This is a genomic window from Vicinamibacteria bacterium (assembly GCA_035620555.1).
Classification (GTDB): Bacteria; Acidobacteriota; Vicinamibacteria; order Marinacidobacterales; family SMYC01; genus DASPGQ01.
The window spans coordinates 1-24,876 of the sequence record DASPGQ010000378.1 but is presented as its reverse complement, the minus strand read 5'-3'; the positions used below and the strand labels follow the sequence as shown (position 1 = coordinate 24,876).

17 protein-coding genes are annotated in these 24,876 nt (G+C 63.7%); 6 read left to right on the top strand and 11 right to left on the bottom strand.

Annotated elements, in window-relative coordinates; genetic code table 11:
* The 3 genes from VEK15_15300 to VEK15_15290 all read right to left on the bottom strand — a co-directional run.
* A partial coding sequence (locus VEK15_15300) for a choice-of-anchor B family protein (GenBank protein HXV62064.1) occupies window positions 1-510 on the bottom strand: 510 nt, incomplete at its 3' end.
* A 92-nt stretch (window positions 511-602) separates the two neighbouring features.
* Window positions 603-1,790, bottom strand: a complete 1,188-nt coding sequence (gene lhgO, locus VEK15_15295; protein ID HXV62063.1) for an L-2-hydroxyglutarate oxidase — start codon at window positions 1,788-1,790, stop codon at window positions 603-605.
* A 33-nt stretch (window positions 1,791-1,823) separates the two neighbouring features.
* Window positions 1,824-2,408, bottom strand: a complete 585-nt coding sequence (locus VEK15_15290) for a hypothetical protein (GenBank protein ID HXV62062.1) — start codon at window positions 2,406-2,408, stop codon at window positions 1,824-1,826.
* Between the two features lie 166 nt (window positions 2,409-2,574).
* Between VEK15_15290 and VEK15_15285 the strand changes: the two genes are divergently transcribed.
* The gene (locus VEK15_15285) at window positions 2,575-3,657 is read left to right on the top strand and encodes a DUF3810 domain-containing protein (protein ID HXV62061.1); all 1,083 of its coding nucleotides are present in this window, start codon (window positions 2,575-2,577) and stop codon (window positions 3,655-3,657) included.
* 5 nt (window positions 3,658-3,662) lie between these two features.
* On the opposite strand, the gene VEK15_15280 is transcribed toward VEK15_15285, so the two are convergent.
* From VEK15_15280 to VEK15_15250, 7 genes are all read right to left on the bottom strand, one after another.
* The gene (locus tag VEK15_15280) at window positions 3,663-5,141 is read right to left on the bottom strand and encodes a leucyl aminopeptidase (protein ID HXV62060.1); all 1,479 of its coding nucleotides are present in this window, start codon (window positions 5,139-5,141) and stop codon (window positions 3,663-3,665) included.
* Between the two features lie 3 nt (window positions 5,142-5,144).
* On the bottom strand, window positions 5,145-7,100 hold the full coding sequence (gene acs, locus VEK15_15275; protein ID HXV62059.1) for an acetate--CoA ligase: 1,956 nt from the start codon (window positions 7,098-7,100) through the stop codon (window positions 5,145-5,147).
* An 86-nt stretch (window positions 7,101-7,186) separates the two neighbouring features.
* Entirely contained in the window at window positions 7,187-8,665 is a 1,479-nt protein-coding gene (locus VEK15_15270; GenBank protein HXV62058.1) for a TrkH family potassium uptake protein, read from the bottom strand.
* Window positions 8,662-9,993 carry a Trk system potassium transporter TrkA gene (gene trkA, locus VEK15_15265; GenBank protein ID HXV62057.1) on the bottom strand — a complete coding sequence of 444 codons (1,332 nt, stop codon included), beginning with the start codon at window positions 9,991-9,993 and terminating at the stop codon, window positions 8,662-8,664. The genes VEK15_15270 and trkA overlap by 4 nt, the downstream gene beginning before the upstream one ends.
* A gap of 116 nt (window positions 9,994-10,109) precedes the next feature.
* On the bottom strand, window positions 10,110-12,833 hold the full coding sequence (locus VEK15_15260; GenBank protein HXV62056.1) for an ABC transporter permease: 2,724 nt from the start codon (window positions 12,831-12,833) through the stop codon (window positions 10,110-10,112).
* Window positions 12,834-12,837: 4 nt separating this feature from the next.
* Window positions 12,838-13,173 (bottom strand): PadR family transcriptional regulator, encoded by a 336-nt coding sequence (locus VEK15_15255; protein HXV62055.1) that lies wholly within the window; start codon window positions 13,171-13,173, stop codon window positions 12,838-12,840.
* 81 nt (window positions 13,174-13,254) lie between these two features.
* Window positions 13,255-14,409: an MFS transporter gene (locus VEK15_15250; protein ID HXV62054.1), complete on the bottom strand. Its 1,155-nt coding sequence runs from the start codon at window positions 14,407-14,409 to the stop codon at window positions 13,255-13,257.
* Window positions 14,410-14,614: 205 nt separating this feature from the next.
* Between VEK15_15250 and VEK15_15245 the strand changes: the two genes are divergently transcribed.
* Together VEK15_15245 and VEK15_15240 are read left to right on the top strand one after the other, a co-directional pair.
* Complete coding sequence (locus VEK15_15245) at window positions 14,615-17,185, top strand: CehA/McbA family metallohydrolase (protein HXV62053.1); 2,571 nt, start codon at window positions 14,615-14,617, stop codon at window positions 17,183-17,185.
* A gap of 111 nt (window positions 17,186-17,296) precedes the next feature.
* On the top strand, window positions 17,297-18,451 hold the full coding sequence (locus VEK15_15240; GenBank protein HXV62052.1) for a molybdopterin-dependent oxidoreductase: 1,155 nt from the start codon (window positions 17,297-17,299) through the stop codon (window positions 18,449-18,451).
* A 25-nt stretch (window positions 18,452-18,476) separates the two neighbouring features.
* Here the strand turns inward: VEK15_15240 and VEK15_15235 are convergent, their stop codons facing one another.
* The gene (locus VEK15_15235) at window positions 18,477-19,439 is read right to left on the bottom strand and encodes a bile acid:sodium symporter family protein (GenBank protein HXV62051.1); all 963 of its coding nucleotides are present in this window, start codon (window positions 19,437-19,439) and stop codon (window positions 18,477-18,479) included.
* A 99-nt stretch (window positions 19,440-19,538) separates the two neighbouring features.
* Between VEK15_15235 and VEK15_15230 the strand changes: the two genes are divergently transcribed.
* From VEK15_15230 to VEK15_15220, 3 genes are all read left to right on the top strand, one after another.
* Window positions 19,539-21,419: a serine/threonine-protein kinase gene (locus VEK15_15230; GenBank protein HXV62050.1), complete on the top strand. Its 1,881-nt coding sequence runs from the start codon at window positions 19,539-19,541 to the stop codon at window positions 21,417-21,419.
* Between the two features lie 65 nt (window positions 21,420-21,484).
* Window positions 21,485-22,519 (top strand): AIR synthase family protein, encoded by a 1,035-nt coding sequence (locus VEK15_15225; GenBank protein ID HXV62049.1) that lies wholly within the window; start codon window positions 21,485-21,487, stop codon window positions 22,517-22,519.
* Window positions 22,520-22,568: 49 nt separating this feature from the next.
* Window positions 22,569-24,876: hypothetical protein (locus VEK15_15220; GenBank protein HXV62048.1), on the top strand; the 2,308-nt coding region annotated here is incomplete at its 3' end.

Genomic DNA, 24,876 nt, shown 5'->3' with positions numbered 1-24,876 from the left:
GATCGCGATGTTGTGGGCGTTACCGAGCCCCTCGCCCCGGTAGACCACGGCAGCGGTAAACTCGACCGGTGGAGTCGTGATATCCAGGAGAATCCCCAGGTCGAAAACCTGCATCCCGTGATTCGGGGCTTCGGAGACGATGTAAGCGTGTCGCGCGTAGACCTTGATGTCGCGCCACGGACTCGGCGCCGAGGCTGACGGCAGCAGACCCAGGAATACGGGTGCGGTTGGATTCGTGATCTCGACGAATGCGGTGCCGTTTCCCCGACCGAACAGCACGAACTCGCGACCGTTCTCCCCCGCAGTGAACCCCCACAGGTCGTTGCCGTGAAAGGAACCTCCTCCGAGGCTTTCCAGAGGCAGGTGAGCGAGCAGGTCGACTCGCTCGCAGGGGAAGCCCGCGGCGAAGCCGCCCTCGCAGGTCACGTCGAAGATCGGTGCAGGCGACTGCTGCGCGAGCGCCACGCTCCCCGTCAGGACGCAGATCGCGAGAAGGGTTCGAGTCGACATAGCTACCAATAGATTACGCCTCCGGGTCTTCCCAGCGCCAGCAAAGCTTTCTCCGCCGCTGGCCGATCGAAACGAGGGCTCTTCCGCGAACCTCAAGACCGCGCGATGGCGGCGATGTGGTCGGCGATGGCGAAAGCACTCGTGGCCGCGGGCGACGGAGCGCTGAGCACGTGAATGGCGGACGAGGTCCGCACAATCCGGAAGTCGTCGACCAGGCTCCCGTCCGGGTCGAGGGCCATCGCACGAACGCCGGAGCCTCCCGACTCGAGGTCGTCCTCCTTCAGCTCTGGCACGAGCTTCCGGAGGCTTCTGACGAAAGCGGTCTTGGACAAAGAGCGGTGATATTCGGAAAGACCGGTGCGCCCGTATCGGAGCATCATGCGGAGCAAGCCCCGCGATCTCGCCATCTCCCCGAGGTCGCCGATATCGAAATCCGTCCTGCGGTACCCTTCCCTTGCGAGAGCCAGAACCGCGTTGGGCCCCGCCTCGATTTCGCCGTCGATCCGTGTCGTCAAATGGGCGCCGAGAAAAGGGAACCGCGGATCGGGCACGGGATAGACGAGCGCGCGAACCAGCTTCGGGCCGCCGGGCCTCACGCGGTAGTACTCGCCTCGAAACGGAAGGATCGAGACCCCGGGTGAATCGCCGAACAGTCTCGCGACACGGTCGGCGTGAAGGCCGGCGCAGGTAATGACGCGCTTGGCGTCGATCACTCCTCGGGTCGTCTCGAGGTGAAGACCCGCCGCGTCTCTTTTCACTTCCCGGAGGGCGGCGTTGATCCAGATGTCTCCCCCGCGGGCCTCTATGTCCTCGGCAATTTTTTGCGCCACCTCGCGGAACGAGACGATACCGGTGGATGGTGAATGAATCGCGCCCAGACCGCGGGCGAGCGGCTCGATGTCGCGCATTTCGTCACGCGAAAGCTTCCGTAGATCGGGGACGCCGTTTGCTCGGCCGCGCTCCATGAGTCCGTCCAGGCGTGCGCAATCTTCCGGCGTCGTCGCCACGATCAGCTTTCCGCTGAGCTGGTAGCGAATGCCGTGCTCGTCGCAAAAGCGGCGAAGCTTCTCGACTCCAGCTCGACAGATCGACGCTTTGAGCGAACCGGGCCGGTAATAGATACCGGAGTGTATGACGCCGCTGTTGTGACCCGTCTGATGGGCGGCGACCCGGGACTCTTTCTCGAGAACGAGGAGCGACAGATCCGGCGATCTCGAAAGGAGCGTATGTGCTGCCGCCAGACCGACGATGCCTCCACCGACCACGGCCACGTCGTACACGCCGCGATCTTACGATCGTGCTCGGCGCTGGCGTCAACGCAGCGAAAAGGGTAGTACGGGCGGTGCGGTATCGAGCTTTCGGCCGTGATCGGCAAAGCCGCCCGCTCGGGACATCGCCAGGCGACGACTCGCCGCATCCAGATTCAGGCTCTTTCCCGTCAGGTGTTTTCGGGTCAGCCGCCGCGACATGAGTCCCGAGGGTGTGTGACCTCTCTCTGGCACCAGGACGTGAACGAGCTCGTGTGCGACGATTCGGCCGATGGCGCGCGAGAGCTCGGCGAGCTGCCGCGGTGTACTTCGGGCGGACTGATGGCCGAGGGCCCGCCGCACCGAAGGATGGAAGAGGAAGATCGTGTACCCGGACGATCGCGCGCCAACCGCTGCCGCCATGCTGTTGGCAGCGACCCCAAACCGGTTTCCCTCGGCGGGGCTCACGATCACGCTGATCCGGCGTCGGGGCAACGGGTCAGTATCCCCCTTACGCGCGAAGTGCATCCGAACGTTGATGCCGTTACGCTCGAACAACGTCTCGACTTCACTCCGAATGGAGCCCTCCGCCGCGGCAGGAACCAACAGGTACGGGTCGTACCACACCAGTTGGATGGCCGGCTGTGTCATGGCGAGTATCAGTGCGAGCATCATCAAACGGAGATACGATGTTTTGTTGTGTTAGTTCAGCTCTGGACATAGTTTCATTAAGAGTAATTTGATTTGATTCTATATTCATTTTGTTGAAGGGCTACTTCAACGAATGCTGTACAATGACCCTGGTAATCGGATCGCGATGGCACGAGTCCTGAAGCTCGCGTTGGCTCCGGTGGCCATCGTCGCCCTTCAGTTGGCTTTCCTCTTCCCCGAGCTGACCGAGCGATGGTACGGCGAAATGGCCTATCCGCTCGTGGTCCGCTGGTTCGCCGCCGTCAACCGTTCCTCATCCTCATACGCCGAGATTGGGGTTGGAGCAGCGATCGCTCTCGTCCCGTTCGCCATTTATCTCTCGATTCGCGGAATGAGTCGGCGTCAGAAGCTCGTCCGGCTCCTCGGGGCGTCGTGGTTCGGTGCGGGTATTACCCTAACGGTCTTTCTCTTGCTCTGGGGGTTCAATTATGCGCGTCCCTCCCTTCCGGACCGCCTAGGGCTCTCGCCGGTGAACGCCGATGCCCGGCGTGTCCTCGAGGCCGGCAAGCGCGCCGCTCGTCTTACGACCATGCTCTTCGCCGAGCTTCGGCAAGAGCGAGGACCCACCGAGATGCCTTTTTCCCTAGAAGAGCTCGCGACCCGCGTCGACCTCGGCTATCACGATCTCGGTCTACCGGGAGATTTCATCGACTCAGCGACGACTCCGGCCAAGATGCTCAGAAGCTCGGTGCTGTTCTCCCATCTCGGCATAAGCGGCATCTTCGTGCCGTTTACCGGTGAGCCCTCGGTGAATACCCTTCAGCCGGACGTGTCCCTCCCCATGGTCGTGGCTCACGAGAAAGCCCATCAACGAGGCATCACCCACGAGGGTGACGCGAGCTTTGCCGCGTTTCTCGTCTGTTCGCGGGAGACGGCAGACGTCTACCTCCGCTACTCCGCCTATCTCTTCGCGACGCGTCGTCTCATCGGCGAGGCGTCGTACACCCTTCCTCGGAACGACGTCCTCGAGGCATGGAAGCTCATCGGGCCGGGACCCGTGGAGGACCTCGCGGCGATACAGGACTTCTGGAGCCGCTATGAGGGCGCCGCGAGCGCGACGGCGTCACGGGTGAACGATCGTTACTTGCGGGCGTTCGGAGTCAACGAGGGGGTCGCGAGCTACGGCCGGGTCGTCGAGCTACTGATGGCACTCGACGAGGAGGGCCGACTCCTGCCCGAGAACCGCTGAAAAGCCTAGAAATACTCCTCGAAGCGCTCGGCCAGCTCGACGAACGTCCTCACGCCGAAGCCCGTCGCCCCCTCGGGATAGTACTTCCAGGGCTTCTCCATGATGAACGGGCCCGCGATGTCGAGGTGCGCCCAGGACGTTCGCTCGGGAACGAACTCGCGAAGAAAGAGCCCCGCCGTAATGGCACCCGCGTTCTTCCCGCCGATGTTGTTGACGTCGGCGTAAGGTGTCTTGAGCGACTCCCGGTACTCTTCGACGAGGGGAAGCTCCCAATAGAGCTCTCCGTGGCGTTTCCCCGAACGGATGACGGCCTCGATGAGCTTCGGATCGTTGCCCATGATGCCAGCGACCGATTGTCCCAGCGCCCTGATGCAGGCGCCGGTCAGCGTCGCCGCATCGACGATGTGGGTCGCTTTCTCCTCTCCCGCGCGCGCCAGGGCATCGGTGAGCACCAGTCGCCCCTCGGCATCGGTGTTGTCGACCATGACCGACTTTCCGTTCTTCGCGACGAAGATGTCGCCGGGGCGCTGTGCCTTCGGGCCGGGGAAGTTCTCCGCCGCGGCCACGATTCCCGTCACCGTAATCCTTGGCCGGAGCTTCGCGATGGCCGACATCGCGCCGAGAACGGCGGCACCGCCCGCCATGTCGCCTTTCATCTGCCACATCGCTTCGGCGGGCTTGATGGAGATGCCGCCGGTGTCGAAGGTGATGCCCTTGCCCACGAGCGCGAGATGCTGTTTCGACTTCTTCTTCGGGCGGTAGCGGAGGACGATGAGGCAAGGAGGATAGATGCTCCCCTTGCCCACCGCAATCAGGCCGCGATAACCGGCCTTCTCCAGCTGCGAACCCGAGACGACGCTGATACCGAGTTTGCCGACCTTCGCGATCCGCTTTGCGGCATCGGCGAGAACCTTGGGATAGATCTTGTCCCCCGGCTCGTTCACCAAATCTCGAGCATCGTTGACTGCCTCGGCGACGGTCCGATATCGAGCGAGCGCGCTCTCGGCGGCCGTTCGATCTTCGGGGCGGCACAAGAGGCTGACCGAGACCGCCGGGGTTTTCTTGGACTCGCCGTGCTTGTACTTGTCGAACCGGTAATCGCCGAGCACGTAGGCCTCGGCCGCGTGCCCTACGTATTCTCTTCCCCGAGCGTCATCGAGGAGAAAGACCACCTTGGAGTAGCCGTAGTCTCGCGCGTAAGCGAGCGAGCGGGCGGCGAAGATCTTGACGTTCTCGCCAAGATCGAAAGCCTTCGACAACGTGGTCGAGAAGACCAGAAGAGCTTTGATCCCGCCCGCGTGCTCGAAGGTCACGAGCCGCTCGCGCCGATAGCGCTCGGTCCGAAAACCATCGCTCGCGTCTCGAAGCGCCCGCCCGATCGCGGTCTCGGGCACCGTGAAGAGGCTCGTCTCCGGATCGAACACCGCGACGGCCATATCGGCGCGCAGGTTCTCGAGTGAGTCGGTCGATAGCGATATCTTCATGAATCATTCCGCCTCGTCGGCATATTTTTCCCTGAGCTTCTCCACGACCGCCGGATCCGCGAGGGTCGTGGTGTCCCCGAGGGTCTTGTGCTCGGCAATGTCCCGCAACAACCGTCTCATGATCTTCCCCGAGCGGGTCTTGGGCAGATCGGCGGTGATGATGATGTCTTCGGGTCGGGCGATCGCGCCGATCTTCTTGACGACGTGCTGTTTCAGATCGTCGATGGTCGAAGCGGTCACGTGTCTTCCCTCCTTGAGGGTCACGAACGCCGATATCGCCTGCCCCTTGAGCTCGTGGGCTCTACCGACCACGGCCGCCTCGGCAACGTCGGGATGGTCGACGAGCGCACTCTCGACTTCCATCGTCCCGATGCGGTGGCCGGACACGTTCAACACGTCGTCGACCCGACCCAGGATCCAGAAATAGCCGTCGGCATCCCGTTTGGCGCCATCTCCCGGAAAGTAAACATTCTCGTCCCATTTGCTCCAATAGGTACTCACGTAGCGCTCCGCATCGCCCCAGATTCCCCGAAGCATGGACGGCCACGGCGTCGTGATGGCGAGAAAGCCGCCGCCCACGGGAACCGTCCGGCCGTCACCGGTGAGTATGTCCATCTGGATTCCGGGGAAAGGCTTGGTGGCCGAGCCTGGCTTGAGCGACGTGATACCAGGCAAGGGCGTGCACATGATGGCTCCAGTCTCCGTCTGCCACCAGGTGTCGACGACGGGGCAGCGCTTCCTGCCGATGTGCTCGTAGTACCACATCCAGGCCTCGGGGTTGATGGGCTCCCCCACCGTCCCCAGAAGCCGAAGCGAGGAGAGGTCGTGGTTCGCGGGCCAGGAGGTTCCCCATTTCATGAAAGCGCGGATGGCAGTGGGCGCGGTGTAGAAACAAGTGACTCCGTATTTCTCAACGATCGTCCAGAACCGATCCTTGTCGGGCCAGTCGGGTGAGCCCTCGTAGATGACGCCGGTGACGCCCAGGCTGAGCGGGCCGTAGACGATGTAGCTGTGCCCCGTGACCCAGCCGATGTCCGCGGCCGCCCACCAAACGTCGTCGTCCTTCAGGTCGAAGACATATTTCGTCGTTGCCGCCACCTGAGTGAGATAGCCTCCCGTCGTGTGCACGATTCCCTTGGGTTTGCCCGTCGTCCCGGACGTATAGAGGATGTAGAGGGTGTCCTCGGCGTCCATCGGTTCGGGCTCGCAATGGGTCGCGACATCGTCCATCAGGACGTGCCACCAGTGGTCGCGACCTTCTCGAAAGTGAATGCGGAAGTCGCCTCGCTTGACGACGATGACGTTCTCGATGCTCGGACTGCCTTCCACCGCCTCATCGGCCACTTTCTTGAGGGGCACGATATTTCCACGCCGATAGCCACCGTCGGCGGTGACGAGTAGCTTCGCGGTCGCGTCGTTGATGCGGTCGCGAAGCGATTCGGCGCTGAACCCCCCGAAGACGACGCTGTGGATCGCGCCGATGCGGGCGCAGGCGAGCATCGCTATGGGAAGCTCGGGGATCATCGGAAGGTAGATCGCCACGCGGTCCCCCTTACCGACACCCATCTTCTTGAGAACGTTGGCGAATTTGTTCACCTCGCGATAGAGATCCCAGTACGTGAGCGTGCGCCGGTCGCCCGGCTCGCCCTCCCATAACAAAGCGGCTTTGTTGCGACGAGCCGTTTTGATGTGCCGATCGAGGCAGTTGGCGCTGATGTTCAGCTTGCCACCGACGAACCATCGGGCGTGAGGCGGATTCCAATCGAGGACCCGGGACCACGGCTCGATCCAATCGAGCTCGGACGCCATCTTCGCCCAGAAGCCCTCCGGGTCGGCCTGGGCTTCTTCGTAAACCGACTCGTCTCGGAGATGAGCCGCCTCGCGGAAGACCTCGGGTGGAGGGAATCGTCTTCCCTCTTGAAGCAAAGCGTCGATCTCGGCTCTCTCGCCATCCGCCATCAGTGGAACCTCCTCGCAGATCAAATTCTACGACACGAGGTCCGAACCGGACCAGCCATGCGCCCTTGCCGCCCGCCCGCGTCGGCTCACGCCATTCGCCGGAAGAAGAACACCACCATCACGGTATAGATCTCCAGGCGCCCGACGATCATCAGGATCGCGAGCAGGCATTTGCCCGCCGCCGGCAGGGAGGCATAGTTGAGCGTCGGTCCAACCTGACCGAATCCAGGGCCGATGTTCCCCAGGCAGGCCGCCGAGGCGGAGAAGGCGCTTCGGGGGTCGACGCCGATCGTCGTCAACAGAAAGCCGCCGGCGACGAAGAACATCAAGAAGAGCACGAAGAAAGTGGTGACCGAGGACACGACATCCTCGGGAATGGCTCGGGTGCCGAGCCGGACCGGCAGAACCGCCCTCGGCTGGAGCATGCGCTTCAGATCGCCGGCGATCTTCTTCAAGACGATGAGCAGACGGACGACCTTCACCGAGCCACCGGTCGAGCCGGCGCATCCTCCGACGAACATGAGCGCCCACAACACGGTCTGCGCGACCTGAGGCCACCGGTCGTAGTCTGCGGTGGCGAAGCCCGTGGTCGTGACGATCGAGACGACCTGAAAGGCGGCAAGCCGCAGCGATTCGAGAACGGCGTCAGTCGTACCGCCGAGTCGCAAGTTGACGAGCACGAGAAAACTGCTGACCGCGATGATTCCCCCATAGAGCCGGAACTCGGGATCGCGCCAGATGGGCCGGAACCGCCCTCGTATCCACTGGTAGTGAAGCGTGAAATTCGCTCCCGCGAGGAACATGAAGCCCGTCACCGTCCACTCGACCGCGGCGCTCTCGAACGCCGCGATGCTGGCGTTCTTGGTGGAAAAGCCGCCCGTCGCCATCGAAGCGAACGCATGCGTGACCGCATCGAGCGGAGTCAGGCCGAGGAGCGTCAGCAGGCCGATCTCGCACGCGGTCAACATGAAATAGAGCCCCCAGAGCGCCTTTGCCGTCTGGGCGATCCGCGGAGTCAGCTTTTCTTGCATCGGGCCCGGGGCCTCGGCGCCCAGAAGCTCCATTCCTCCCACGGCGAGCTTGGGGAGGATGGCGATGCCCAGAACGATGATCCCCATACCGCCGATCCATTGCGTCAAGGCCCGCCACAACAGCAGCGATTCGGGGAGGCTCTCCACATCGACGAAGATCGAGGCACCCGTCGTCGTGAATCCCGAAGCCGACTCGAAGAGGGCATCCACGATGAAGGACGGGCCGAAGAACAGCACGAACGGCAGCGCACCGGCCACCGTCGCCACGAGCCACGCCGAGCAGACGAGGAGAAACGCCTCACGGCGTCCGAACTGGAAATCGCCTCCCTGATCGAAACGACGCTGGAGGAAAATACCGGCCACGGCGGCGAGCGCGGCAGAGATGAAGAACGGCAGACGCGCCTCCCGGTTGGTGAAGTGGGCGAGAATGCCGGGCAGGATCAGGGCAACCGCGAGGGCGAGGAGAAGCCTTCCGACGAGAAAGAGGACTCCTGCGTAGTTCAAACCCCGTCGGCGCCGAATCGACGTGCTCACCTCCCGCGGAAGAGCTTCTCCAGTTGGGGAAGCACCTCGGTCAAGCTGAATACGAGAGCGCGATCGCCAGGCTGAAAGGCGAAATCGCCCCCGGGGACGTGGCGCTCCTCCCCTCGAATGACCGCACCGACGATGCACCCCTCGGGAAGTTTCAACCGGCGCAGGGGCCCCTTCAGGACCTTCGAGTTCTCCGGAACCTGAAACTCCACCACCTCGGCGTCGCCGCTCGCCACGAGATCCAGGCTGAGTATCTCCCGGCGGTGCACCATGCGAAGGATCGTACCCGCGGTGATGAGCCGGGGCGAAAGCCCGATGTCCACGCGCGCGGCACGCAGAACGTTCACGAACTCGGGACGTTGATACAGACTGACGACGGTGCGTGCCCCTCCTTCGCGCGCCAGGTAGGAGCTGATCACGTTGGTCTCGTCGTCCTGAGTCGCCGCCACGTAGTAGTCGGCGTCGGGCGCGCCGGCTTCTTTCAGCAGCGACGGATCGGTGGCGTCTCCCTGGAGGACGAGAGCGCCCGGCACCTCGGTGGCGACTGCCAGGGCTCGGCGCGGCTCTCTCTGGATGAGCGTAACCTGAACGCCGTCCTCGACCAGCTTCTTGGCCAGCCAACTTCCGACGTGGCCCGCGCCGGCGACGATGACTTTTTTCGTCGGTGGAACGTCGATGCCCACGGCCTTCAGGAAATCCTGCGCCGTCTCGGTGCGGCCCACCGCATAGACCCGCTGGCCCGGCCGCAGAACGGTGTCCCCTCGGGGTATGGTCAGCTTCATCCCCTTTTCCACCCCTACGAGGACCCAGCCCTCTGGGCCGACCAGCTCACGCAGCGGCCGATTGTAGATCTCGGCCCGTCTCGTGGGACGGGCTCGGAGAAGAAGCAGTTTTCCGTTCTCGAAAAAGTGTGCCTTGCTGACCCCGGGGAGACGGGTGATGCCGAGGATCTCTTCGGCAACGAGTCGCTCGGGATACAAAGGCAATATGTTCGCGTCCTCGAGAAGCAGCGGGTTGGCTCCGTGCTCGGGATTGCCGAGGCGAGCGACGCATTTGCGCGCTCCCATCCGCCGGGCGGTGAGGGCGGAGAGCAAATTGATGGCATCGGAGTCGGACACGCCGAAGAACAGATCCGCATGATCCACACGGTACTGCTGTAGAAGCAGCGGTTGGCAGCCGTCGCCGTGGACCGCCATCACGTCGAGCTGGCTCTGCAGGCGCTGGACCCGCTCGGCGTCCTGCTCGATCACGACGAGATCGTGGCCCTCGTGAACGAGGGACGATGCGATGTGAAAGCCGACCTCTCCCGCACCGAGGATGAAGATCCGCATGAAACGCGCATTCTTAGCCTACCGGGGGAGCTACCGCAAACGACTCCAAGAGTCGTGCTGCGTTCTGCCGGGTGACGGGGGCTCCGGCCGCGGGGATCGCCCGCGGACTCTTCCTCTCACTGCTCGAATCGGAGCGCCCTCATCGGGTCGGTCTTGCAAGCCCGGTAGGTCGGAACCGCCGAGGCGAGAAGACCGACGGCGACCACCAGCGTGGCGACGAGGACGTAGGTCACCGGGTCCGTCGGGCGAACCCCGTAGAGCTGGCTGGCGACGTAGCGAGCGAGAAAGACTGCGGCGAGGAGTCCGAGCGTCACCCCCGATACGATCACACGTGCTCCGCCAGCGAGTACCATTCGCCCGATCTCCGGCGTGGTCGCTCCGAGCGCCATGCGGAGTCCGAACTCTCGACTCCTCAGGCTGACCGCGTGGGAAAGGACCCCATAGACGCCGACGAGGGCAATGAGCAAACCCGCGAGCCCGAAAGCGCCGAGCAAGCCGAGGCTGTAACGTTCGGGGGCCACCGCCACGGTGACGAATTCGCCCATCTCGCGATAGTTGAAGACGGCGAGGTCGGGATCGACCTGGGCAACGACGGCACGCACGGAGTCCACGATCGACTCCGGATCCGTCGCCGTACGGACGAGGAGTGACAGCTCTGACACCGCGTAGAGCCCATAGGGAAGATAGACCGTTTCGATGTCTTCCTCCTGGAGCATCCCGCTACGCACGTTTCGAGCTACCCCCACGACCTCGGTCCAGAGAGGCTCGAGGTGAATGGGTCCTCCCGCCGTGGCCCACCTCTCGATGCGGAGTCTCTTCCCGAGAGCGTCTTGACCTGGCCAAGCCTTCGCGGCGAGTCTTTCATCCACGATGCTCACGAGCCGATACTGCTCGACTTCCTCCCAGGTGAAACTGCGTCCCCCGATCAGTTGTGTGTCGACGACATCGAAGTATCCGGGCGTTATCGGGCGATACTTGGCCGGCGGCAGGATGGGCGCCGCGGCGGCCATGTCCTCGCTCGCATAACTGTGGCCGGCGTCTTGCCGGCTCAAGGGAACGACGAGCGCGAGAGCGGCGCCATTCACACCGGGGAGGTCCTCGAGCCGCTCGGTGAGCCGGCGTGCAAAGCGCACCCGTTCGTCGGCTCGCGGATAGCGCGGGTAGCGTTGTGACGGGAGGTTCATCTCCGCCGTGAGGACAGAAGTCGCCGTGAATCCCGGATCGACGGCGAGAAGTCCCACGAGCGTGCGCAAGAACAGCGCCGTACCCACGACGAGGACGACCGAGAGAGCGATCTCGGCAATGACGAGAACGTGCCGCCAGGCGTCTCGTTCAGCTCCCGTGAGGGTGCGCCCCACTCCTTTCAGCATGCCAATCTCCTTGGCCTGCGAGATGCTCGCCGCCGGCAGGACGGCAACGACCATCGAGGCGATGAGTGATCCGGCCAAGGCGAAGACGACAGTACTTCCATCGACGCGAATCTCCGCGATTCTGGGAATCGAGGGCGGGGCCAGACTCGCAAAGAGACGGATGAGATCCGAGGCCAGCGGAAGCGCGATCGCGGCGGCGAAGAGGGCATAGAGCAGACTCTCGGAGGCGAGCTGCCTTACGATGCGCGCTCGACCCGATCCCAGCGCCATTCGCACGACGAGCTCCTTTCGCCGTCCGAGAGCACGAGTGAGGAGCAGGTTTATCAGGTTGGCACAGGCGATTCCCATCAGGAGCAAGGCGGCTCCGAAGAGGACCCAAATCGTCGTCTGATGACGGGCGTTGATCGTCTCGCCGAGACCGAGGACATGGACCTCGAATCCCGCTGCGGCATGGTCAGGGAATCGACTACGCTGGCGCGCGGCAAAGAGTGCCGCCTCGGCGTTAGCCCGAGTGATGGCGACGCCGGGCCTGAGCCTGCCAAGGACCCTCAGAAAGGCGGCGTCGCGCGGCATGCTCTCGAAAGGCATCCGTGAGAGCGTCCACAGGTCGACGAGACTTCTGTAGTCGCCCTCGTCGGGCAGCAGCGCTCGGAATCCGGGCGGCGTCACTCCTACGATCCGGTAGGGTTGATACTCGAGCTCGACAAGCTCCCCGACCACGCCAGGGTCGCCGCCAAACCGCTCCTGCCAGAACTCGTAGCCGAGCATGATGACCCCTGGGGGCAGGCTCTCCGCGTCCTCGCCGAGACTCTCGAAGGCGACGGATGCCCGATCGGAGGCATCGAACGAGCGTCCGAGGTGCGGAGCCAGACCGTAGACGGACAGGAACTCCTCGGTAACTTCGCGGGCGCGAACGGCCCCGGGCTCGCCGTCGACCGATAGGGTGACGTAACCGGCGCCCTGAATGGCGGCGAGGGCATCGAAGGAGCCAACGGCTCCGACGAGGTCGACGTAGTCGGGCGGCGAAAAGTGACGGCGTCCTTCACGAGTCGTCGCCGACAGGAGCACGAGGCGGTCGGGGGATGGATACGGGAGCCGTCTCAGCAACACACCGCTGACGACGGAGAACACGGCGGTCGTAACAGCGATTCCGAGAGCAAGCGTGCCCACGACGAGAAACGAGAACCCGGGATTGCGCCAGAACAAACGCCAGGCAAAGGTGACGTCCCGAAGAAGGGCATCGGCGAAAGCGCCCACCCGGCGCTCGCGGACTTTCTCCTTCACGCTTTCCTTGCCCCCCATTTCGGCGAGGAGCCTCCTCCGGACGTCGTCCCGTGTCGCTCCATCGACCGCGCCCTCGTCGATGAGAAGCTCGAGGTAAGCCTCGAGCTCGCGATCCAGCGCAGCCTCACCGCGCTCGGGAGAGACGATATTGCGAAAGAAGCTCCGCACGCGGCTCGAAAGCGGCATGCTGTCAACGCGCTTCGAGAACGCGGGCGATGACCGACACCGTCTGGCGCCAGTCGCGCTCCTGTTCTTTCAGCCGGCGCCGTCCCGCCCGCGTCAATCGGTAGAACTTGGCCTGTCGGTTGTTCTCCGAACGACCCCACTCCCCGTCGAGGAAGCCCTCCTGCTCCATCCGATGAAGCGCGGGGAACAACGAGCCGGGATTCACGCGAAACACGCCCCGCGTCATCTGCTCGAGCCGCTTCGACACCCCCAAACCGTGCAACGGCGTGAGTGAGAGGGTCTTCAGGATCAGAAGCTCCAGCGTTCCGGGGGGAACATCGGTCTTGGCCGTCGGGGTCATTGATTCCTATAGTCTAGCTATAGGAGTATAGATCCACACCTATAGGTAATCAATAGAAAGGTCAATCGATGCGAAGAACGGTTACGACTTCCCTCCACCTCGCCAAAGCGAGATCGACCCGAGAACCATCACGATCGCGATGTGAGCGAATCCCAGTCCCCAGCCGGTGACACCGTTACCGCCAGCGGCGTCGAGGATGATTCCCAGGGCGAGAGGCCCGATGAAGCCGCCGCCATACCCCAGGGTCGCGTGCACCGCGAGTGTGGCGCCGCGGCGTCCGGGCGGAGCGCCCTCGATCGCCCCGGCGGTGAGAGATGCCGAGTCCGCGTAGATCACCGCGTTATAGGCGAGGAACGTCACCGCGGCGAAGCCGTACCCCCAAACCGAGGACAGCCCGGCGACGAGGGAAACGAGCGTAGAGAGCAGCATGACCGTCAAGACGAAGCGCCGTCTTCCCATCCGGAGCGCCACTTCGTTTCCGAGAACGCTCGTCACCGTGCCGAGAAGCTCCATTCCCGTAGCCACGAACGTGGGGGCCATCCAGGTCGCGATGTTCCCCCCACGCGCTGCGGCGAAGGCGAGAAAGGTAACCGCCCAGGATCTCACGGCGAACATCTCCCATGTATGGGCGCAGTAGGCGATCGAGTAGGCCATCGAAGCGCGGTTTCTCAGCACCGGGCGAAAGTCGAGCAGCCTCGTATCTGTCGGCTCCGACCGTCGTCTGGGAAAGAGGAAGGTAGAGATGGCGAGCGCCGAGAAACTCCCGACGGCACCCACGACGAAGGCGAATCGCCACCCGGCCCAGGTAGCCATTTGACCGGCGAGTGCGAAGGAAAGCGCTCCGCTCACGCCCAGGCTTGCGGCGTGAAGAGCAACGGCGCGGCTCCGGAGCTCGACCGAGACCTCGTCGGTCAGGGCCTTCAAACCGACCATGTAGGTCCCCGCCCATCCGGTGCCGGCCGCCACACGCAACCCGAGCGCCGACCAGAATCCGGAGGCCAGAAACGCCATGCCGAGATGAGAGAAAGCCGTGAGCGCCACCGCGAGCGCGTACACGTGGCGAGCCGGCACACGGTCGGTCAAGCTGACGAGGAAAGGCACTGACAGGGCGTATCCGGCGAAGAAGATTCCCGAGAGCCACCCGGCGTCGGCGTGGGTGATGTGCCACTCTTCGAAAAGCTCGGGCAGAATCGCGGGAAAAGCAAAGGCGCCGAGCTGAGCACAAGTCTGTGCCAAGCAGAAGATCCCGATGACCCGGACCACGCCTCGCGGTGCGGCAGGCTTCACCAGAGGCTGCCCGGTTCAGCTTTCATCGAGCGGGGCACCCGAGTCACTGTCCAGTGTGACATCATTTGAGCTCGCAACGGCGAACTGACTAGAATGGCGCGGCTCGCACGCGAACGTAAAGGTCGTCGTCGAACGGGCTCTAAGGACGCATCCCATGAGGAAACCCTCCTTCACCCTCCATGTCGTCTCGGCGGTAACGGGCCTGGCGATGGCCACCGGATCGATCGGGGCGCAAGAGCCGGAATACCCGCCGTCGAAGCACGGTGGAAACTACATGCACAACTTCTACTTTCCCCCTGCCCCGAGCTCCACGCCATGGGCACCGGAGTGGTCGCCCGACGGAGAGTGGATCGCCGTCGCCATGAGCGGCTCTATCTGGAAAGTCGACCCGAACAATGGACGCGCCTGGGAGCTCACCTACAACGAGAAATACCATTCGCTCCCGGACATTTCTCCCGATGGCAAATGGCTCGCGTACACGGCCGACGACGGCGGGGCTACGATACAGCTCGAGATCCTCGATCTCGAGACGGGTGAAAGCCATGCCCTGACGAACGACGATCAGATCTACCTCGACCCGGTGTTCTCCCCCGACGGGAGCCGCCTCGCCTACGTCTCGACGAAGCCGAACGGTTACTTCAACGTTTACGTCCGCCCGATCCGAAACGGTCAATGGGCCGGGGAGGAGATCCCGGTCACCCGTGACAACGACTACGGCAAGGACCGACTCTACTTCGGCCCGTGGGACATGGCGATCACGCCCGCATGGCTTCCCCACGGCCGCGAGCTGCTGCTCGTCTCGAACCGCGACGTCCCTCTCGGCTCGGGCAACGTCCTGCGAGTACCAGCGTCGGTCGACGGAATCGAAGAATCGCAAACGGTGCTGTCCGAGCAGACGCTCTATCGGACCCGGCCCGACGTGTCGATCGATGGCAAGCGCTTCATCTATTCTTCGACCGGTGGGGCGGCGGATCAGTTCACGAATCTGTACGTGCAGCCGACCGCGGGCGGCGAGCCCTACAAAATGACGTTCTTCAGCCACGATGCGTTCCACCCCCGCTTTTCGCCCGACGGCGAATCGATCGCCTACATCTCGAACGCGGGAGGCTTGCCTCAGCTCGCTCTTCTCGAGACCTACGGCGGCGGGCAGCGAATGGTCTCTATCACCGATCGCCGGTGGAAACGACCGATGGGTTTTCTCGCGGTACGAACGGTCGACGCGAGCACGTCCGCACCCACGGGCTCGCGCGTTCACTTGAAGGCATCCGACGGAAAGTTCTACGCGCCCGCAGACGCCTACGCACGGGTGAGTGGTGTCGGTGACCCGGTTTTCCACCACCGGGGAGATTTCCTCCTCGAGGTACCCGTTGGTCGCGTCGAGTTGACGGTCGTCAAGGGCTTCGAGTACTGGCCCAAGTCGCTCGAGGTCGATGTACGTGCAAATGAAGTGAGCCGGCTCGCCGTCGAGCTCGAGCCGATGACGGACATGGCGGCCAAGGGCTGGTACAGCGGTTCTACTCACGTTCATATGAACTACGGAGGCAACCTCCACAACACCCTCGAAAACCTGATGATGATGTCCGCGGCCGAAGACCAGGACATCGTCAACGAGCAGGTCGCGAACAAGGACAATCGCATTCTCGACTATCAGTTCTTCGTACCCGGTGGAGGACCCCATCCCCTCTCGACGCCGGAACGGATCCTCGTTGTCGGCCAGGAATATCGGCCCCCGTTCTATGGGCACGTGTTTCTGTTCGGCCTGAAAGACCATCTGATCTCGCCGTACACGACAGGTTATGAAGGTACGGCCATCGAGAGCCTCTACCCGTCCAACACCGACATGTTCAGAAAGGCAAAGGCCCAGGGCGCGACCGTCGGATATGTTCACGCGTTCGGCGGGGAGAACGATCCGCTCGAGGGTAATCTCGGCGGCGCCAAAGGATACATGGTGGATGCCGCCCTCGCTACGACCGATGCGGTGGAGTGGTCGCAGGCCGGTCGCGCGGGCTTCTACCCTTGGTACGCGACTCTGAACAACGGGATTCGGGTGACGGCGACGGGCGGCGAAGACTCGATCAGCAACCTACAGCGGAGCAAGCTCGTAGGCTCGGTGAGGACCTACGTCTACACCGGCAGTCGAGGGCTCGATATGGATGCGTGGTTCGAAGGACTGAGGGAAGGACGCGCCTTCGTGAGCACTGGTCCGCTCCTCGAGCTGACGGTGAACGGCCGCCTGCCGGGCGAGAAGGTCGACCTCAGAAAAGCCGGCAACGTCGATATCGAGGCCCACGTCCGAAGCCTTACTCCCATCAAGAACGTTATCTTGGTCTCGAACGGCGAAGTGATCGAAGAATTTTCCCCGAGCGGCGACCGCCACGCGTTCGATTTGAAGAAATCGTATCCCGTTCGCGAGAGCGGCTGGTTCCACCTCCGGGCGGAAGGCGATCCGGCCGAACGGTTTCCTCTCGACGCGGCCTACGCACAGGGCTTCACGAATCCCGTTTGGGTCGAAGTGGCGGGGCAACCGGTTCGCCATCGAGCGTCAGCAGAATATTCGATCCGCTGGATCGACAAGCTGCGTCAGATGGCCGAGGAGTGGCCTGGCTGGCGCTCGGAAAGAGAAAAGCAGCACGTGCTCGCACAATTCGACGAGGCACGCGCCATTTATCAGGGATTTCTCGTCGGCGGGTCAACGTCCAGCGAGAGCCCGGCCCGCCCGCGCTAGCTACCGTGTGAACCTTCCGAAACCGCTTGAGCGGTGGCCGGATCAACCGGCTCGTGATAAAAGTATTTCTTGCGCGTGAGCACCGCACCGAGAGACAAGGAGGCGATTTCGATGACGAGCGAGCTGAGTCGACGAGAGGTCCTCATCGGCGGAGTCGCGGGACTGAGCGCGCTGGCGCTACCCGAATGGGCTTTGCCCGCGCTGGTACAGGACGAAGAGCTCGTGCCCTTCACCGATTACCCCGAAGACTGGACGACGGATCGCGGACCCGAGCGACGATTCTTCGACATCCGTCGGATCGGCCCGATCACGCCGGCCGACGAGTTCTTCACGACGCAGCACTATCCTCATCCCCGGATCGACGGCGCGACCTTTCGCCTGAAGATGACGGGACTCGTCGAAAGGGAAGGCGAGCTCTCGCTCGACGACATCCGAGGACTGGGACGGACCGAGCTCGTCGCCGGTTTCGAGTGCTCGGGCAACAGCCCTCGGGCGATGCAGGGGCTCGTCTCGAACGGACGATGGACCGGTGTTCCCCTGCGGGACATCTTGAGCCTGGTCGGAGTCAAAGACGCCGCTCGCGAAGTGGTGTTCTTCGGGGCCGACCGCGGCACGGAGGAGGTCGAGTTCCGTGGGCGCACCTACGAGGTCGAACAGCAGTACGGCCGGAGCATCTCCCTGGAGAAGGCGATGACGCCCGAGCCCCTGGTCGCCTATGCGCTGAACGGCGAGCCTCTTTCCGTCCACCAGGGATTTCCCCTGCGGCTCCTGATGCCCGGCTGGTACGGAGCGCCGAACGTCAAGTGGCTCGCGAACATCCACGTCCAGGAAGACCCTTACCTCGGAAAGTACCAGGCGCGCTGGTACCGCACGCTCCGGGCCGAGACGATCGGGGGCGAGCTCAAGTGGAAGGAGACCGCCATCACTCGGATGCGGCTGAAGTCGGTCGTGGCGCGGGTGACGCGCCGGGGCGACGGGCACCGTGTCGTAGGCTTCGCCCTGAGCGACGGGACGCCGCTTCGGTCGGTAGAAGTCCGAATTGACGGCGGCCCGTGGCAGGCCGCGAGCCTCGACAACTCTTCGGGGGAGTACTCGTGGAAGCTCTTCACCTACGAGTGGAAGGGCGCGGCACCGGGCGAGCATACGCTGGTCTCACGGGCGATCGATGCCCACGGCAACCTGCAGCCCACGTTCGAAGAGCTCGAGACCAAGAAGACGTTTCTGGAGGACAACTCCCAGCACCCTCGTACCGTAATCATCTCCTGAAGGCAGCAGGCGACGGAGCACACTGCTACATAGGCGACGGGAAGTCGGTGATGGCGTCGGAGTCGGGAGCCTCAGAGGCGGCCTGTCGACGCAGATAGGCGCTCGCCCCTGCTGCGGTGAGAACGCACCAGGCGGCGAAAAGCGCTCCCGGAAGCGCGGTTACCGGGCTGAAGTGCTCGAGGGCCAAAGCGACTCCGAGCCCGGCGTTCTGCATCCCGATCTCGATCGAAAGGGCGAGCTGGTGCCGCCGGTCGAACCGGTAGAGCTTTGCCAGCGTCCAACCGGCGACGTAGCCTAGAGCGTTCATCACGACGACGAACCCGAAGACAGCAGGGCCGACCGTCGCGATGCGCTCCTGGTTTGCGGCGACCGCATAGGAGCAGATGACGACGATTGCCACCGCGGCAACCGCGGGGCAGACGATCTCCGCCTCCTTCGAGCGTTTTCCGAGAAGACGCTTGAGAGTCATTCCCAGCAAGAGAGGAGCCAGCACGGTCGACAGGATCGTCCGCATGAGCGGCCAGAAGGCGATCGGTAGCAGGGCGCCGCCGAGAAGTTTGACGAGGGACGGCGTCAACAGGGGTGAGGCGAACGTAGCGACCGTCGTCATGGCGATGGAAAAGGCGAGCGCGCCTCCGGCCAGGTAGACGATTACGTTGCTCGCCATCGCGCCGGGTGCCGCCCCGACGATGATGAATCCGAGAGCCAGCTCCGGAGGGAAGTCGCCGACGAGGGTCGCGAGAAACCCGAGCAATGGCATCACCGTGAACTGGGTGAGCACGCCGAGAAGCACACGCCCCGGCTTTCGCAACGTGCTCCTCAGGTCCTCCGGCTCGAGAACCACCCCGAGGGCAAGCATGGTGGCGGCGAAAAACCAGAGGAAAACGTCACCGAAGATCAGAAACGAAGGAGGGTAGAGGTACGCGACGACCGCCCCGGCGAGCGTCAGCGGTGCCAGCTGGCGCGACAGCGAGCCCAGGACCCTCATGATCGACGGAGGTTAGTACGTGAGCTCCGGTTTTGCGATGGCGTATTCTCCGTAGGTGGCAAAGTGCCCTTCGGGGTGAGACCATGGAATCACAGGAACATGTCGCGAATCGAGCTGCCCCAGAAAGTGGGGAAGTACGAGATCCGAGGCGTCGTCGGCAAAGGCGCCATGGGCGTCGTATACCGAGCCATCGACCCGGATCTGAGCCGGCCGGTAGCCATCAAGACCATGTCGGTCGGCAGCTCCCCTCATGAAGCGGAGATGCGCCTCCGGTTCCTCCGTGAGGGACGCTCGGCGGGAATGCTCCAACATCCCAACATCATCACGGTCCACGAGCTATTCGAAGAAGCGGGCACCGCGTACCTGGTCATGGAGCTGCTCGAGGGAGCCTCCCTCTCGTCGCTCATCCGTCGCCGAAAGAACTTGTCCATCGGAGAAAAGCTGTCGATTCTGGACCAGATCGCCTCGGGGCTGGCCGAAGCCCACGCGAACGGAATCGTTCACCGCGACCTCAAACCCTCGAATGTCTTCGTCCTCCGCTCCGGTGTGGCCAAAGTGCTCGACTTCGGCGTCGCCAAGATGGGCGAGGGAGAGCTGACCAGGGCGGGAACGGTCTTTGGAACCGTCGAGTACATGGCACCCGAGCAGGTGCGCGGCGGAAAGGTGGCGCCGGGCGCCGATATCTTCTCCTGGGGCGTCGTGGCCTACGAGCTGCTTTCGGGAGGGAATCCCTTTCGCGCCGACACCCTGGCGGCCTCGGTCTTCAAGATCGTCTCGGACACGCCCGAGCCGCTGGCCCATATCCCGGTCGACATCAGTGCGTGCATCTTCCGCGCCCTCGAAAAGAGCGAGCGAAAACGCTACCAATCGATGACCGAGCTTCGCGAGGCCATCGCCAGCGCCGCAGCCGCCGCCGGCGTGCGCTCGAGCCCGCCAGCACTTCTCGATTCCGACATGGTCGTTACGAAGGACCGAGTCGATGCGAGCATCACGCACGAGCCCCGCGTGTCGCAATGGTCGCATGTCGCTGCCCAGGCCGACTTGCTGGAGGAGCTCTACCATCAGGGGGTCGCCGCCTTCCAGGACGCCAACTATGTCGGATGCATCGAGAAGATGAGTCAGGTCCTGGACGAGGTGCCGGTCCACGCGATGGCGCTCCACTACCTCGCGATGAGCGAGGAGAACGTCAGGAAGAGCCGGCTGGCGGAAGACGCGCGGACGAAGCTCGGCGTCCTCTTGACGGCGATGCGCGACGCGCACCGAAACGGTGACCCGAATCTGGTGATGGAAAAAGCGAAGGCGGTGCTCGCGATCGACAAAGAATCGATGGAGGCTCGCTGGTATCGGCGTCATGCCGAGGCGCGGCTCCGCGCGACCTCGGTGGGTGGTCCGTCCCGCAGCTTCGGATATCGGCCGTCGGCTGACCGCCGGGCACCGGGTCCCACTCGAAAAATCCCTCACCCTGCGCCGACGCGGGTGACGAGACCCGTCTCTTCCAACCGAGGTCTGTGGGTGCTGGGCGGTGTTGGGTGCCTCTTCCTCGCGCTGGTGGGCCTCTGGCTCAGCGCATTGAGCTCGACGCCGCCGGGCGGCGCTTCGGCCGCTCCCGGTCCGGAGCTGCCAGGTGTGAGCAAGTCCCCATTCGACGGCATCGAGGAGGACGGTACGGTGGTGCTTCAATTGACCCCACCCTCGATCCGCGAGGCATCCATCGATCGGGTCATCCCGATGACCATCCCGGTCGGAGGCCCGACGAGGATCGGTCTTTTCGGCAGCGGGTTGTCCGACGCGCTGGACGTCCGCGTGGCCGATCGTGCCGCCAGCCTTCTGTCGACCACGGTCCTGAGCAGCGAACACATCGAGGTGGAACTGCTCGTCCCCGCAGGCGTGACGAGCGTCGATCTCGTGGTGACCGGACCCTCGGGGATGGAGCATCGTTTCGAGCTGGGCGTAGTTAGCTCCGAACAACTCGAGAACTAGCCTGGCCTAAGCGGTTCCCCGGGCGCTCTTGACGGGGAGCTTGGCCTACTCTAACCTCGCCGTCGATGAGGTTTCTCCCCGACGGCAAGCTCGGCGTGCAGCTCTTGAGGGAGCTCATCTCACGACTCGCCATCGACGACGTGCACGTCGCCGTCGGGCCCGCACCTGGCGAGGATGCCGCAGCCATCGACCGGGGCGATCATTATCTCTTGCTGGCCTCGGATCCGATCACGTTTCTGCCGAAACGCATCGGCTGGTATGCGGTGCAAGTGAACGCCAACGACATCGCCGCCATGGGAGGAACGCCGCAATATTTCCTGTCGACGATCCTCCTTCCCTCGGGACGGGCCACCGACGAAATGGTTCGCGAGATCGTCGCCGATATCGCGGTTGGCTGCCGTGAGCTCGGTTGTCTCGCCGTCGGGGGGCATACCGAAGTCACCACCGGTATCGACCGACCGATCGTGGTTGGAGCGATGGTGGGCGAGGTCGAGCGCGACAAACTGCTGACGTCCGGCGGGGCCCATCCCGGCGACATGCTCGTCGTGACGAAAGGCGTGGCGGTGGAGGCGACGGCCATTCTCGCTGAAGAGCTCGAGGCCGAGGTGCGTCAGGCTTTCGGCGACGAGTTTCAGAGGAAGGCCGCCGGCTTTCTCGACGATCCCGGATTGAGTGTTCTTCCAGCGAGTCGCGCGGCGGTCGAGGCGGGGGGCGTGACGGCAATGCACGACGTGACCGAGGGAGGGCTCGCCAACGCGCTCTGGGAGATCGCCGAAGCCTCGAATGTGGGGCTCGTCACCATCGACTCGGAGATCCCCCGGTTCTGGGAGTCGACCAAGCTCGCCGAGTATTTCGGGATGGATCTGCTCGGGGCGATTGGCTCGGGCGCTCTCGTTCTGACCGTCCGCGAGCCAGAGACCGAGCGCTTGCTTCAGAAGCTCGAGGCCTCGGGAAACGCGGGCTACGTCATCGGTCGGGTGGTGGAAAGCAACCAGGGCGTCTGCCAGATGCGGGGCGAGAACAAGATCGAGCTTCCGCGCTTCACGACCGACGAGGTTTCGCGAGTGCTTACGAGGGCGGCGTCCCGGGGCAAAAGCTGATGCGGGAAGCCCGGAGGTCACCCATCGCGCGCCGCGCCGCGGAAACGCCTTGAAGCGCGTTCTGCCTTTTGCCGTCATCGCGGTTCTACCCCTGACCTTCTACTGGAAGCTCTTCCATCCGGATCCCGATCGGCGCCTCGTTTTCCGCGGTGACTTCCTCAACCAGCACTACGTATGGAAGAGCTACGGGCTCGAACGAATCAAGGGGGGAGAGCTCCCCCTCTGGAATCCTCATGTGCTCGGCGGGATCCCGTTTCACGCCAACCCCCAGGTGGGCATCTTCTATCCGCCGACCTACCTGCTGCTTCCCTTCCACCGTGATGGAGAATTGAGCTACCTGGCGCTGGAAGCTTATCAGCTCCTTCATCAAATCTCGGGCGGCATCGGGATGCTGCTCTTTCTGCGCTGCCTCGGCGTCGGCACGATGGGCTCTCTTCTCGGCGCCTTCGTCTTCATGTTTACCGGCTTTTTCACCACGCCCGGCCATCACGCGATCGTCGCGACCGCGAGCTACGTTCCCTGGCTGCTGCTGGCCACCGCGAAAGCGTCCCCACCGCTTCTTGCCGGGGTGCTCGCGCTGACGATTCTCGCTGGCCATCCGCAGATCGCCTACTATGCGCTCCTCTTCTCGGCGGCGTTCTCCATCGCGCGCGCGGGTGTCCGAAGCACGCTGGTGCGTTTCCTTCCCGCCGCAGCCCTGGGCATCGGCATCGCCGCGGTGCAGCTCCTGCCGACTCACGACCTGGCCCGGGAGTCGGTTCGCGCCGAGCTCGGTTACGATTACTCGACTTCGTTCGGGTTCTCACCCTATTTCCTCGCGGCGACGGTGGCCCCTCGCGGACAAATTCGGCTCCCGAATCAGGATGGCTCGGCACCGCTTCACATCTACGCCGGGGTCGGCTCCTTGCTCCTCGCAACGATCGCGTTTCTGCTGTCTCGTGAGAAGGTTCGCCTCTTCTTCGCCGCGAGCGCCGCGGTGGCGCTTGTCTCGGCGTTCGGAAAGGACTCCCCGGTCTTCGATCTCTTCTACCTGGGTCTGCCAGGGTTCAGTCTCTTTCGCGTGCCCTATCGCTTGCTCGGCGTCTATGTGTTCTCGGTATCGGTTCTCGCTGGTCTCGGTATGGATACGCTCGTGAATGCCGGAAGAAAGGAGAAGCTTCGACTTCGATCGGTGGCGAAGTCAGCATTCGCCGTTCTCGTCGTGCTCGGCGTTTGGGCGGGAACGCTCCAGGTCCGCCTTCTCTCCGATGCGGGCTCACTGGAGCCAGCCGACGTCGAGCGCGTGATCGGAGCCGCGCATTGGGCGGTGCTCCTCTTCGCTCTCAACTTCCTCCTTCTTCTGCTAGTGCTCTGGCGGCCTCGGGAACGGTGGGCGCTCGGGGCGATTCTCGTCTTGACGGCCGTCGATATGGGCGCCTTCGTGAAGGACCGATCCCAACACCCCTATCGGACGCTCGTGCGCGCCGAGGAAAGGCCCATCCATCGCTATCTCCGCGAGCAGGGAGAGCGTGTCCGATATGTCACCGACTCGAATCTCGAGAGCTACGATATGCTCCACGGAACGGATTTCGCCGGGGGGCACGAGTCGCTCGTGGACGCTCGCTATGCCGAGCTTCGCGAGGTCGCAGACCACAGCGCCAACGTTCTATCGCTCATGAACGTCAAATTCCTCGTCGGCCGGAGACCCGCGTCACGATATCCCTGGTGTGGCGCCCGCTTCGCCTCTCCGCTTCCGCTGCTCGACGTCACCGGCGACATGGCGCCCGCGCGATTGGAGCTCGACGAGCCGGTCCAGGTCCAGCGGATCCTCTTCGATTGGTCTCCACTCGGCCCCTCGGGAACGGCCGTCATCGAGGTGGAAGGGCAAACCCATTCTCTCCCCGAGGATCGCCCCCTCGAGGTCGACTTCGGCGAGCCACGCGCCTTGTCCCGCTTCGACGTCCTGGTGGAGCCCAATAACCCGGGAGTTCGCCTCGAGGACATCGAGCTCGACCTCAACCCGATCGGGCTCAAAGTCGACTTCCTCGAGCTCGACGGCATTCGCATCAACCTCCATGCGCTCCCGCGTGCTTACTTCGTCGTGGCCTCGACGGTGCCAAGCGAGGCTCGGACGCTCGAAGGCCTCGGTTGCTGGAGCGTTCACGATGGCGTTCAAGTGACGAGCGATGAAACCGGCCGAGGTGCATCGGGGTTTTTCCGCAAGGAGGCCGCGCGGATCGCTACCTATGCACCCGAGCTCGTCGAGATCGAAACGCGGTCTCCGCGGGCTGGCTATGCGGTGCTCGTGGACACGCTCCGCCCCGGCTGGATCGCGCAGGTCGACGGACGGGAGACAGAGATTCTGAGAACGCAGCATG